The sequence below is a fragment of the Streptomyces massasporeus genome (assembly GCF_014648995.1).
Classification (GTDB): Bacteria; Actinomycetota; Actinomycetes; order Streptomycetales; family Streptomycetaceae; genus Streptomyces; species Streptomyces massasporeus.
This window is the reverse complement of the sequence record NZ_BMSE01000023.1, coordinates 106,901-118,631: the sequence shown is the minus strand read 5'-3', so window position 1 is coordinate 118,631 and position 11,731 is coordinate 106,901. Positions and strand designations below refer to the sequence as shown.

Annotated in this window: 12 protein-coding genes; 7 read left to right on the top strand and 5 right to left on the bottom strand. The window is 73.6% G+C overall.

Translation table 11 applies throughout. The annotated features are described in order from the left end of the window. Nucleotides 1-629 precede the first annotated feature (629 nt). The 3 genes from IE153_RS35435 (at nt 630) to mug (ending at nt 3,502) form a co-directional block, all read left to right on the top strand. A complete protein-coding gene (locus tag IE153_RS35435) occupies nt 630-1,409 on the top strand; it encodes an SGNH/GDSL hydrolase family protein (RefSeq protein WP_189593800.1) in 780 nt (259 codons plus the stop codon). 91 nt (nt 1,410-1,500) lie between these two features. Then, the gene (purB, locus tag IE153_RS35430; RefSeq protein ID WP_189593799.1) at nt 1,501-2,943 is read left to right on the top strand and encodes an adenylosuccinate lyase; all 1,443 of its coding nucleotides are present in this window, start codon (nt 1,501-1,503) and stop codon (nt 2,941-2,943) included. Between the two features lie 13 nt (nt 2,944-2,956). Continuing rightward, nucleotides 2,957-3,502, top strand: coding sequence for a G/U mismatch-specific DNA glycosylase (mug, locus tag IE153_RS35425; RefSeq protein WP_189593798.1), 546 nt, complete (start codon nt 2,957-2,959; stop codon nt 3,500-3,502). A gap of 4 nt (nt 3,503-3,506) precedes the next feature. Here the strand turns inward: mug and IE153_RS35420 are convergent, their stop codons facing one another. From IE153_RS35420 to IE153_RS35410, 3 genes are read right to left on the bottom strand one after another with little or no spacing between them, the layout of a single operon-like run. Beyond that, nucleotides 3,507-3,938: a hypothetical protein gene (locus IE153_RS35420; RefSeq protein ID WP_189593797.1), complete on the bottom strand. Its 432-nt coding sequence runs from the start codon at nt 3,936-3,938 to the stop codon at nt 3,507-3,509. 55 nt (nt 3,939-3,993) lie between these two features. Beyond that, a complete protein-coding gene (locus tag IE153_RS35415) occupies nt 3,994-4,719 on the bottom strand; it encodes an ABC transporter permease (protein WP_189593796.1) in 726 nt (241 codons plus the stop codon). A gap of 2 nt (nt 4,720-4,721) precedes the next feature. After that, complete coding sequence (locus IE153_RS35410; protein WP_189593795.1) at nt 4,722-5,642, bottom strand: ABC transporter ATP-binding protein; 921 nt, start codon at nt 5,640-5,642, stop codon at nt 4,722-4,724. A 108-nt stretch (nt 5,643-5,750) separates the two neighbouring features. Between IE153_RS35410 and IE153_RS35405 the strand changes: the two genes are divergently transcribed. The 3 genes from IE153_RS35405 to IE153_RS35395 all read left to right on the top strand — a co-directional run bounded on the left by IE153_RS35405 (nt 5,751) and on the right by IE153_RS35395 (nt 8,835). After that, complete coding sequence (locus IE153_RS35405; RefSeq protein ID WP_189593794.1) at nt 5,751-6,920, top strand: sensor histidine kinase; 1,170 nt, start codon at nt 5,751-5,753, stop codon at nt 6,918-6,920. 14 nt (nt 6,921-6,934) lie between these two features. After that, nucleotides 6,935-7,597, top strand: a complete 663-nt coding sequence (locus IE153_RS35400; RefSeq protein ID WP_189593793.1) for a response regulator — start codon at nt 6,935-6,937, stop codon at nt 7,595-7,597. A gap of 89 nt (nt 7,598-7,686) precedes the next feature. Further along, on the top strand, nt 7,687-8,835 hold the full coding sequence (locus tag IE153_RS35395; protein ID WP_189593792.1) for an ROK family transcriptional regulator: 1,149 nt from the start codon (nt 7,687-7,689) through the stop codon (nt 8,833-8,835). A 260-nt stretch (nt 8,836-9,095) separates the two neighbouring features. Here IE153_RS35395 and IE153_RS35390 read toward each other — a convergent pair whose 3' ends face one another. Together IE153_RS35390 and IE153_RS35385 are read right to left on the bottom strand one after the other, a co-directional pair. Continuing rightward, the gene (locus tag IE153_RS35390; protein WP_189593791.1) at nt 9,096-9,857 is read right to left on the bottom strand and encodes a GntR family transcriptional regulator; all 762 of its coding nucleotides are present in this window, start codon (nt 9,855-9,857) and stop codon (nt 9,096-9,098) included. 168 nt (nt 9,858-10,025) lie between these two features. Beyond that, nucleotides 10,026-10,910 (bottom strand): RNA polymerase sigma-70 factor, encoded by an 885-nt coding sequence (locus IE153_RS35385; protein WP_189593790.1) that lies wholly within the window; start codon nt 10,908-10,910, stop codon nt 10,026-10,028. 109 nt (nt 10,911-11,019) lie between these two features. Between IE153_RS35385 and IE153_RS35380 the strand changes: the two genes are divergently transcribed. Continuing rightward, complete coding sequence (locus tag IE153_RS35380; RefSeq protein WP_189593830.1) at nt 11,020-11,673, top strand: NADPH-dependent F420 reductase; 654 nt, start codon at nt 11,020-11,022, stop codon at nt 11,671-11,673. Nucleotides 11,674-11,731: the final 58 nt, after the last annotated feature.

Sequence of the window (11,731 nt, the reverse complement as noted above, 5' to 3'; positions counted from 1 at the left end):
GCAGGATCCCCGGGCGGCGGACAGCCAAAGCTGACGTGCAGAGTCCCGGGCGGCGGACAGTCGAGGCCGCCGTGCGGGATCTCCCGGGCGGTGGTCGTCGAGACCCGCGTGCGGATCCCCGAGCGGCTGTCATCCAAGCCGGCGAGCGGAACCCCGAGCGGCAGTCCGCCGAACCGCCGAGCGGCACGCACCGAGGGGCGCTCGCCGAGACCCGCGTACGGGCCCCGAGCGGCGATCGTCGAGGCCCTCGTACGCGCCCTTGAGCGGCCATCACCGAAATCCCCGAGCGGGAACCCCGCACTGCAATCCACCGGGGCCGCCGTGAGGCACCCACCGAGCGGCGGCGGTCGTCGAGCCCCCCTTGCGTGCCCCCGGGCGGCCGTCGTCGAACCCGCCCGCCCAGCGCAACCCCGAGCGGCCGCCATCGATACCACCGAGCGCAACCCCGAGCAGCAAGCCACCGAGCCACCGAGCGCAACCCCGCACGGCACTCCACCGAGGCCGCCTGCGGCCCCCACCGTGCGGCGGTCGCCGAGGCCCCCGTGCGTGAACCCGAGGCAGCCCCCAGCAGGCGGATCCCCGGACCGACCGACTGCTGGGTATGTGCACGGGATACCATTTCCGTCGCCATGCAGACGAACCCCACCTACAGCAGCCTGGTCGCCGTAGGCGACTCCTTCACCGAGGGCATGTCGGACCTGATGCCCGACGGCACCTACCGGGGCTGGGCCGACCTGCTCGCCGCGCGGATGGCGGCCCGGACGCCCGGCTTCCGGTACGCCAACCTGGCCGTGCGCGGCAAGCTGATCCAGCAGATCGTCGACGAGCAGGTCGACGTCGCGGCGGCCATGGGTGCCGACGTGATCACCCTGGTCGGCGGGCTCAACGACACGCTGCGGCCCAAGTGCGACATGGGCCGGGTCCGCGGGCTCCTGGAGGAGGCCGTGGAGAAGCTGGCCCCCGCCTGCCGGCAGCTCGTCCTGATGCGCAGCCCGGGCCGGCAGGGCCCCGTCCTGGAACGGTTCCGGCCCCGCATGGAGGAGCTGTTCGCCTGCGTCGACGAGCTGGCCGCCCGGCACGGCGCGATCGTCGTCGACCTGTACGGCGCGCCGTCCCTGAGCGACCCGCGGATGTGGGACGTGGACCGGCTGCACCTGACGGCCGAAGGCCACCGCCGGGTCGCGGAGGCGGTGTGGCAGACACTGGGCCACGACCCCGAGGACGCGGAGTGGCACACGCCGATGCCGGCGACCCTGCCGCCGGGCTGGGTCATGCGGCGCGTCGCGGACGCCCGGTTCGCCCGGCAGCACCTGCTGCCGTGGATAGGACGCCGCCTGACGGGCCGCTCCTCGGGGGACGGACTGCCCGCGAAGCGTCCCGACCTGCTGCCGTACGAGGACCCGGCGTAGCCCCAGGTGGACAGGGCCCGGTGCTCTCGTAGGTTCCGACAAGGACACCCGCGGCGCTGGCCTGCACGAATCGCCAGTAGAATCCGTGCACGTGACTTCCGCTCCCGCCAAGCCCCGCATCCCGAACGTCCTCGCCGGACGCTACGCCTCCACCGAGCTCGCCACGCTCTGGTCGCCCGAGCAGAAGGTGAAGCTGGAGCGCCGGCTCTGGCTCGCCGTGCTGCGGGCCCAGAAGGACCTCGGGATCGAGGTGCCGGACGCGGCGCTCGCCGACTACGAGCGCGTCCTCGACACCGTCGACCTGGCCTCGATCGCCGAGCGCGAGAAGGTCACGCGGCACGACGTGAAGGCGCGGATCGAGGAGTTCAACGACCTCGCCGGGCACGAGCACGTGCACAAGGGCATGACCTCCCGCGACCTCACCGAGAACGTCGAGCAGCTCCAGATCCGCCTCTCGCTGGAGCTGGTGCGCGACCGCGCGGTCGCCGTCCTGGCCCGGCTCGGCAAGCTGTCCGGCGAGTACGGCGAGCTGGTCATGGCCGGCCGCTCGCACAACGTCGCCGCGCAGGCCACCACCCTCGGCAAGCGCTTCGCCACCGCCACCGACGAACTGCTCGTCGCCTACGGCCGGGTCGAGGAGCTGCTGGGCCGCTACCCGCTGCGCGGCATCAAGGGCCCGGTCGGCACCGCGCAGGACATGCTGGACCTGCTGGGCGGGGACGCCGGGAAGCTCGCGGACCTGGAGCAGCGGATCGCCACGCACCTGGGCTTCTCCCAGGCGTTCACCTCGGTCGGCCAGGTCTACCCGCGCTCGCTGGACTACGAGGTCGTCACCGCGCTGGTGCAGCTGGCGGCGGCCCCGTCGTCGCTGGCCAAGACGATCCGGCTGATGGCCGGACACGAGCTGGTCACCGAGGGCTTCAAGCCCGGCCAGGTCGGCTCCTCGGCGATGCCGCACAAGATGAACACCCGCTCCTGCGAGCGCGTCAACGGCCTGATGGTGATCCTGCGCGGCTACGCCTCGATGACCGGCGAGCTGGCGGGCGACCAGTGGAACGAGGGCGACGTGTCCTGCTCGGTGGTGCGCCGGGTCGCGCTGCCGGACGCGTTCTTCGCTCTGGACGGCCTGCTGGAGACGTTCCTGACGGTGCTCGACGAGTTCGGCGCGTTCCCGGCGGTCGTCGCCCGTGAGCTGGACCGCTACCTGCCGTTCCTCGCCACCACCAAGGTGCTCATGGGCGCCGTGCGCGCGGGCGTCGGCCGGGAGCTCGCGCACGAGGCGATCAAGGAGAACGCCGTCGCCTCCGCGCTCGCCATGCGCGAACAGGGCGCCGAGCGCAACGAGCTGCTCGACAAGCTGGCCGCCGACGCGCGCATCCCGCTGGACCGGGACCAGCTGGACGCGCTGATGGCCGACAAGCTGTCCTTCACCGGTGCCGCCGGCGACCAGGTCGCCGCCGTCGTCGCCCGGGTCGAGGAGATCGTGAAGCAGCACCCCCGGGCCGCGGGCTACACGCCCGGCGCGATCCTCTGACGCGCCTGCTCTGATGGCGCGTTTCACGCCCGAGGAGCTGGAGGCCGCCCGCGACCGCGTCGTGCCCGACGTGGTCGCGGAGGGTCTGCACGTCCTGTTCTGCGGCATCAACCCGGGGCTGATGACGGCCGCGACGGGCCATCACTTCGCCCGCCCGGGCAACCGCTTCTGGCCGGTGCTGCACCGGTCCGGTTTCACCCCGCGGCTGCTGAAGCCGTCCGAGCAGCGGGAGTTGCTGTCGTACGGGCTCGGCATCACCAACGTCGTGGCGCGGGCCTCCGCGCGGGCCGACGAGCTGAGCGCCGAGGAGTACCGGGAGGGCGGGCGGCTGCTCGCGGCGAAGGTGGAAGGGCTGCGGCCGCGTTGGCTGGCCGTGGTGGGGGTGACCGCGTACCGCGCGGCCTTCGACGACCGCAAGGCGCAGGTAGGGCCTCAAGCGCGGACGATCGGGGACACGCGCGTGTGGGTGCTGCCGAATCCGAGCGGGCTGAACGCGCACTGGACGCTCGACACGATGGCCGAGGAGTTCGGACGGCTGCGGGAAGCCGCCGGAGGCTGATCGCCTACGGGGGGTCCGTCTCCGTGACCAGGGCCAGCAGTTGGACCTCCCGCGAGGGGTCCCGGTCCGCGACCGCCACGGCGACCCAGCGGCCCGTGCCCTCCACCTCCCACAGGTGCGCGACGCCCGCCCGGGCACTCAACTCCGCCCATGGCACGGGTATCTCCTCCCGCTCGGTGCGCAGCAGGACGGTCCGCAGGTTGTACGGAGGGGTGTCGCCCCAGCGGGAGGCGAGGAGCTCGTAGACGGCGTCGCGGTCCTTCTCGAACTGGTCGATCGTCACCGCCCTGGTCGCCGGGTCGTCGTCGGTCGCGGCCTCTAACACCGCGATGTGGTGACCGGGCCCCGAGGCACCGACGTCCGACGGGCCGTGCTCCGCCGGAAAGGGGCGGTAGCACAGCTCGTCGATGAGGGCGATGTGCTGTGCGATGTTCATGGGTCCAGTAAACCCGCCGCCACTGACACTTGGCGGGGCATCGACCGGCTCGCCCTCAGGCGTCCCTGCGGCGCACGCTCCAGGCACCCGCGAGCAGGGCGGCGGCCGTCCACAGCGCGGTCACCGCGAGCCCCGACCACGGCCCGAGCGTGCCGTCGTACGTCTCCCGGAGGACCAACTGCCCGGCCTTGTCGGGCAGGAAGTCGGCGACGGTGCCGGTGGCGTCGCCGATCACGAACGACACGACGAGGATGAACGGCACCAGCAGGGAGAGGGTGGCCACGCCGCTGCGGAGCAGGGCGGCGACACCCGCGGCGAACAGGGCCATCAGCATGAGGTACACGCCGCAGCCCACAACACCGCGCGTCTGCTCGCCGGTGCTGAGCGTGTCGGCCGCCGGGCCGAGCCCCGCCCGGCCCACCAGGAGGGCGGCGAGGGCCGTCACCAGCCCCGTGAGGAGCGCCGGTACGGCGATGACGGCCGCCTTGGCCGCGAACCACCGGCCGCGCCGCGGCACCGCGGCCAGCGAGAGCCGGAGCGCGCCCTGGTGGAACTCCGACGACACGGCCATGGCCCCGAACGAGATGGCCGCGATCTGGCCCGGGAGGACGCCGGACAGGGACGTGAACAGCGGATCGAAACCGGGGTCCGAGGCATCGGAGACCCCGGCGAGCGCGGAGAACGCCGTGGTCGCCGCGAACAGCGCCAGCAGCGCCCCCGGCAGCGAGCGCAGGGTGCGGATCTTCAGCCACTCGGAGCGCAGTACGGGCGTGAATTCCATGGTCAGGCCTCCTGGTGCTGTGCGGTGAACTCGGTCTCGGCGCCGGTGAGGTCGAAGTAGGCCTGCTCCAACGTGCCCTCCTCGGCGGCCAGTTCCAGGACGGGCACGCCCGCGGCCGAGGCGATGCGGCCGATGTCGTCCACCCGTGCGTCCTGCACGGTCCAGTGCCCGTCCGGGTGCTCCTGCGCGTCGTGGCCGTGCCGGGCGAGGGTTGACTCGAGCGCGCCGGGGTCGGTCGTGCGGATGCGCACCCGGGGCTGCACGCGCGCGTGGATGAAGTCCCGCATGGGGGTGTCGGCGAGGAGCCGGCCCCGGCCGAGGACGACGAGGTGGTCGGCGAAGGACGCGGTCTCGTTCATCAGATGGCTGGAGACCAGGACCGTGCGGCCCTCCTGCGCGAGCCGGCGCAGCAACCGCCTGATCCACACGATGCCTTCGGGGTCGAGTCCGTTGGACGGCTCGTCCAGCATGACCACCTCGGGGTCGCCCAGCAGGGCGGCGGCGATGCCGAGCCGCTGGCGCATGCCCAGGGAGTACGTCCGCACGCGGCGCCGGGCCACCGACGCCAGGCCCGTCTCCTCCAGGACCTCGTCGGCCCGCCGGTCCGGGATGCGGTTGCTCGCCGCCAGGACGCGGAGGTGGTCGCGGGCGGTGCGGGAGCCGTGCGCGGCCTGCGCGTCGAGCAGGGCTCCGACGTGGCGCAGGGGTTCGTGGAGCGTCGCGTAGGGCCGGCCGCCGATCGTGGCGGAACCGGCGGTCGGCCGGTCGAGGCCGAGCACCAGCCGCATGGTGGTGGACTTCCCGGCGCCGTTCGGGCCGAGGAAGCCGGTGACGCGGCCGGGCTGCACACGGACGGTGAGCCGGTCCACGGCTCGCCGGCCGCCGAACTCCTTGGTGAGGTCCTGGACCTCGATGCTGGTCATGGCAGCAGCGTGGCGGTCGGACCGGGGGGCGGTCCTCCCCCGGCGGTGGAGATCGCCTCCCCCGTGCGGGGGAGGCTCGCTGTCGGTGCCGGCTGGCACGATGACGCCATGGTCCGCATGCTGCGCCCCCTCACCCGGGCGGTGACGTACACGCGGTGGCTGCATCTCTCCATGGCCATCGTGTGGCCCGCGCTGTGGCTGTTCATCGACGAGGCGTGGTGGACCGTGGGCACGGCGACCGTGGTGCTCGGACTCGCGGGCTTGCTCCCCGCCATGCGGGTCGTGGAGGGGTTGCAGGCCAGGCTGCTGCTGACCGGCCATCGGGACGGCGGCGCCGACGAGGAGATCGTCGTCGCCCCCTCGGTCACCTGGGGCGACCGCGGGCGGCTGGTGGTGTGGCTCCAGACGCGGCTGTTCCTGGGCGCCCTCGTGTCGCATCTGTCCGTCCAACTCCTCCTCCTGACGGTGGACCTGGTGTCGACGGCGCTCGGCGGCGAGCGCGCCGGTGGTGCCTGGCTCGTCGTCACGGGCCACCACGGGTGGCACGCCCTGCTCTCGCCCCTGCCACTGGCCCTGGCAGCCGCTGTCGTGGTCGGTTCGGGGCACCTCATCACGCGGATCGCTCTGCGCCTGCTCGGCCCGTCCCCCGCGGAGCGACTCGCCGCCCTGGAGGAGCGCACGGAACAGCTCCTGGAACGCACGCGGATAGCCCGCGAGTTGCACGACTCCATCGGCCACGCGCTCACGGTCGCCGTGGTGCAGGCGGGGGCCGCTCGGGCCGCGAAAGACCCGGCCTTCACCGACCGGGCGCTGGACGCCATCGAGGAGACCGGCCGGGCCGCCCTGGAGGACCTGGAGCGGGTGCTGGCCGTGCTGCGCGAGTCGGAGAAGCCGGTGAGCGGCAGACCGACCCTCGCGGACGCCGACCGGCTGCTGGAGTCGGCCCGGGCCTCCGGGGCGAAGGTCGACGCCGAGGTCACCGGCCCGGTGGAGACGGTGCCCGGGCCGGTGTCCAGGGAGGGCTACCGCATCCTCCAGGAGTCGCTGACCAACGTGCTGCGGCACGCGGGTCCGGTTCCGGTGCGCGTCCGTGTGCGTGTCGCCGACGACACCCTCGTCCTCGCCATACGCAACCCACTGCCCGCCGGGGGCACCGGCTCCGGGCGCGGCAGCGGTCTGCGTGGGATACGGGAACGCGCGGCGCTGCTCGGCGGCCGGGCCCGGACCGGACCGGACGAAGGCGACTGGCAGGTCCATGCCGAACTACCCCTGAGTTGACCTACGCTGGTCCGATGCCGGTCACCGTTCTCCTCGTCGACGACGAACCCCTCGTGCGCGCGGGTCTGCGGGCCGTGCTGGAGGCGCAGCCCGACATCGAGGTCGTCGGGGAGGCCGCGGACGGGGCGGCGGTGATCCCGCTCGTACGGCGATTGCGGCCGGACGTGGTCGCCATGGACGTACGGATGCCGTTGCTGGACGGCATCGAGGCCACCCGGGCGCTGCTGCGGACCGTCGACGATCCGCCGAGGATCCTCGTGGTGACGACCTTCGAGAACGACGAGTACGTCTACGAAGCGCTGCGGGCGGGCGCCGACGGGTTCCTGCTGAAGCGGGCCCGGCCCGCCGAGATCGTGCACGCGGTGCGGCTGATCGCGGAGGGCGAGTCGCTGCTGTTCCCGGCCTCGGTGCGGCAGCTCGCCGCCGAGTACGGGGACACCGGCGGGAACCGTGCGGCACGGGCCGTGCTGGAGCGGGCCCAGCTGACCGAACGCGAGGCCGAGGTGCTGCGGCTGATGGCGCGGGGCCTGTCGAACGCGGAGATCGCCGCCCGGCTCATCGTCGGGACCGAGACGGTGAAGTCGCATGTCAGCGCGGTGCTGTCGAAACTGGGGGCACGGGACCGCACCCAGGCGGTGATCGCGGCGTACGAGTCGGGCTTCGTGGCGCCGGGCTGATCACCGAGGTCCGGTGCCCGCCCCTCGCCGGGGTGTGCCCTGCCGAAGTACGATCCGGCCAACACGCGCACGACCTGGGAGGACGGACGGTGGGGCGGCTGACCGGCGGGGATCCCTCGCTGCTGCGAAGGATCAACTCCGCGGTGGTGCTGCACGCGCTGCGCGCCACGGACTGCGCGACGCTGACCGAGATCACCCGGGTGACGGGGCTGTCCCGGCCGACCGTGGAGGGCGTCGTCGAAGGGCTCATCGAGGCCGGGCTCGTCGTCGAGCAGGCCGCCGAGGAGGGCGCTGCCCGACGGCAGGGGCGTCCGGCGCGGCGGTTCCGGTTCCGGGCGGAGGCCGGGCATCTGCTCGGGCTGGAGATCGGGGCGCACCGGGTGGCCGCGCTGCTGTCCGACCTGGACGGCCGGGTGATCGGCGCCCAGGCCAAGGAGGTGCCGGAGACGGCGGGGGCCGACGAGCGGCTGGAGCGGCTGCGCGGGGCCGTCGCCGAGCTGCTGCGGCGGGCCGGGGTCGCGCGCGGCTCGCTGCGGGCCGTGGGCGTGGCGACGCCCGGGATCGTCGAGGCCGACGGCACGGTCCGGCTGGGCACGGCGCTGCCGGGGTGGACGGGGCTGCGGCTGGGCGAGCGCTTGGGCCGGTCGTTCAAGTGCCCGGTCCTGGTGGAGAACGACGCCAACGCCGCGGCCGTCGCCGAGCACTGGAAGGGCGCGGCCACCGAGTCGGACGACGTGGTGTTCGTGCTGGCCGGGCTCAGCCCGGGGGCCGGCTCCCTGATCGGGGGCCGGCTGCACCGGGGCTACGGCGGGGCGGCCGGCGAGATCGGCGCGCTGCATCTGCTGGGCCGGGGGGTGACGCCCGAGACGCTCCTGTCCACCACGGACGAACCCCTCCACCCGCTCGACGAGCAGGCCGTCGCCGAGGTCTTCGCGCAGGCCCGTGAGGGCGACCAGCGGGCCCGCGCGGCCGTCGACCGCTTCATCCAGCGCCTGGTCCACGACGTGGCGGCCCTCGTCCTCGCCCTGGACCCCGAGCTGGTCGTCATCGGCGGCTGGGCGGCGGGCCTGGACGGCGTCCTGGCCCCCCTCCGCGAGGAGCTCGCCCGCTACTGCCTGCGCCCCCCGGCGGTGACCCTCTCCGCCCTGGGAGACGCGGCAGTGGCGACGGGCGCCCTACGGCTCGCCTTGGACCACGTGGAAGAACAACTCTTCGCAGTGGAACAGCGCCCCCTTTAGGGGCGCGGGCCTGTGCCGATATGCGGCTCCACCGCCTGGGCGCGACGGGTCACGACGCCCCGGCCGCCGGCTTCAGGGGCGCGGGCCTGTGCCGATATGCGGCTCCACCGCCTGGGCGCGACGGGTCACGACGCCCCGGCCGCCGGCTTCAGGGGCGCGGGCCTGTGCCGATATGCGGCTCCACCGCGTGGGCGCGACGGGTCACGACGCCCCCGGCAGCCCGCCAAGCCCCGCCCCCGCCCCGCCCCCGTTCCGAACGGTCAGGACGCCTTCTGCCGAGGCCCGGGGTGAATCTCCACGCCACCCGAGTCACCGAAGGTCAATCGGCACGTGTCAGCCCGGTACGTCGCCACCGACAACGCGGACGTGCGCCCCCCGGCCACGAACCGTGTGGTCACCACCAGCACGGGCGCCCCCGGCAGCCGGTCCAGCTCCTTCGCCTCCTCGGCCCCGGCGGAGCCGAGCTCCACCGCGTTCTCCTGCCGCTCCAGCGCCGGCCGCTGCAGCTCCCGCAGCACCGCACGCGCGCGTGCCGCTCCGGACGGCGCGTCGATGCCGGTGAGCTCGGGCACCGAGGGCTGCGGGATGTACAGCAGTTCCGCGGCGACCGGCCGGCCGTGCGAGACGCGGGAGCGCCGCACGATGTGCACGGGCTCGTCGCGGCCGGTCTCCAGCGCGTCGACGACGGCAGCCGGCGGCACGGCGGTGGTGCAGTCGACGGGCTGCCAGTCGTCCTCGGAACCGCCCGGCCAGGTGTGCGGGCCGGTGCCGAGGGAGACGCCCATGCGGGGCGGCGCGACGGTCGTACCGACACCGCGGCGGCGTTGCAGCCTGCCTTCGAGTTCGAGCTGCTCCAGTGCCTGGCGCAGCGTGGCGCGGGCGACGCCGAAGCGGGCCGCGAGGTCGCGCTCGTTGGGCAGGATCTCGCCCACCGCGAACTCCGAGTCGAGCGCTTCACTGAGCACCGTCTTGAGATGCCAGTACTTCGGTTCCTGCACCGATTCCAGCTGCGTGGTCCCCACCCTGTCCTCCGCAATCGCCGTGGTCGGCGGCGTTTTAGCGCCCTTGTTTATTAAAGGTTGTTGCACTTCTCTGCGACCATAGGGCGGCCCTGATCCTTGGTCAAGACCAATGGCCGGGAACGTTCACGGGGCCTGTACGAGGGGCCGCTGACCGGCCCGGCGGCGTGTCTACGCGGCGGCCAGCGACCGCAGCTTGTCGGGGTTGCGGACGATGTAGACCGACTGCACGCGGCCGTCGGCCACGTCGAGCTGGAAGACGGAGTCGGGCTTGTCGCCGGACAGGATCAGCGCCGCCGGGCCTCCGTTGAGCTCCAGGAACCGCACGGACAGGCCCGGGAGGCTCTTCTGCGCGACACCGACGAGGAAGCGGCCCACCTTGTCGGCGCTCTGCAGGACCCGCAGCGGCGCCTGCGACTTGCCGCCGCTGTCACCGACGAGCCGGACCTCCGGGGCGAGCAGCGCCATCAGGCCTTCGAGGTCGCCGTCGGCCGCAGCGGCGAGGAACCGCTCGGTGAAGTCGCGGCGCTGGGCGGGGTCGACCTCGTAACGGGGGCGCCGCTCCTCGACGTGCCTGCGGGCCCGCCCGGCCAGCTGACGCACCGCCGGTTCGCCGCGGTCGAGCATGGCGGCGATGTCGGCGTAGGGGAAGGCGAAGGCCTCGCGCAGCACGAACACGGCCCGCTCCAGCGGTGACAGCGACTCCAGCACGACCAGGACGGCGACGGAGACGGAGTCGGCGAGCACGGCCCGCTCGGCGGTGTCGGGCACGGTGTCGCCGAAGTCGGTGACGTACGGCTCGGGCAGCCAGGGGCCGACGTACGTCTCGCCGCGTGCCTTGATCTGGCGCAGGCGGTCGATGGCGAGCCGGGTGGTGATCCGCACGAGGTAGCCGCGCGGTTCGCGCACGTCCTCGCGAGGGGCGCCGGACCAGCGCAGCCAGGCCTCCTGGACCACGTCCTCCGCGTCGGCGACGCGGCCCAGCATGCGGTACGCGACGCCCAGCAGGACGGGACGGTGGGCTTCGAAGACGTCGGTCGCGGTCTCGGTGGTCACGGCTCCATCCCAGCCCACCGATGGTGCCCTGTCCAGGCGGAACCACCCCTTCCCGGACAGAATGGCCGGCAGGACGCCGGTGAGCGGCGGCACGGCTGCGGAGGTGGCGATGCGGTACGCGGTGCTGGGCACGGGGCAGGTCGGGCGCACGCTCGGCGGACGGCTGGTGGAGCTGGGCCACGAGGTGCGGCTCGGCTCGCGCACGCGGGACAACACGGCCGCCGTCCAGTGGGCCGCCTCGGCCGGCCCGAAGGCGGGCGCGGGGACGTTCGCCGAGGCGGCGGAGTTCGGTGAGGTCGTGGTGAACGCGGTCGGCGGGCGGGTGGCGCTCGCCGCGCTGGAGGCGGCCGGGGCGGAGAACATCGACGGGAAGGTCGTCGTGGACGTGTCCAATCCGCTGGCCTTCGAGGAGGGCGAGCTGCGGCTGTCCCCGGTCGGCTCGGACAGCGTGGGCGAGCAGATCCAGCGGGCGTTTCCGCACGCGCGCGTGGTGAAGTCGCTCAACACGGTCAACTGCCGGGTGATGGTGGATCCGGCCAGCGTGCCGGGCGAGCACAACGTCTTCGTCTGCGGGGACGACCCGGGCGCCAAGGAGCAGGTGACGGCGCTGCTCGGGGAGTTCGGCTGGCCCGCGGAGCGCGTCCTCGACCTGGGCGGCATCCGGGCGGCTCGCGCCGTGGAGATGTGGCTGCCCCTGTGGGTCGGCCTGTTCCAGAAGTTCGGGCACGGTGAGTTCAACCTGGAGGTGCGGCGGGCCCGTTGAGCGGTCCGGCGCCGTGAAGGTGGCGCCCCCATGGGGCTACCCGCGGGTAGCAATTGCT

Bases quoted from the DNA above. Each gene is read 5' to 3' on its own strand.
- IE153_RS35435 (WP_189593800.1), top strand. From the start codon at position 630: ATGCAGACGAACCCCACCTACAGCAGCCTGGTCGCCGTAGGCGACTCC.
- mug (WP_189593798.1), top strand. From the start codon at position 2,957: ATGGCGCGTTTCACGCCCGAGGAGCTGGAGGCCGCCCGCGACCGCGTC.
- IE153_RS35420 (WP_189593797.1), bottom strand. From the start codon at position 3,938: ATGAACATCGCACAGCACATCGCCCTCATCGACGAGCTGTGCTACCGC.
- IE153_RS35415 (WP_189593796.1), bottom strand. From the start codon at position 4,719: ATGGAATTCACGCCCGTACTGCGCTCCGAGTGGCTGAAGATCCGCACC.
- IE153_RS35410 (WP_189593795.1), bottom strand. From the start codon at position 5,642: ATGACCAGCATCGAGGTCCAGGACCTCACCAAGGAGTTCGGCGGCCGG.
- IE153_RS35405 (WP_189593794.1), top strand. From the start codon at position 5,751: ATGGTCCGCATGCTGCGCCCCCTCACCCGGGCGGTGACGTACACGCGG.
- IE153_RS35400 (WP_189593793.1), top strand. From the start codon at position 6,935: ATGCCGGTCACCGTTCTCCTCGTCGACGACGAACCCCTCGTGCGCGCG.
- IE153_RS35380 (WP_189593830.1), top strand. From the start codon at position 11,020: ATGCGGTACGCGGTGCTGGGCACGGGGCAGGTCGGGCGCACGCTCGGC.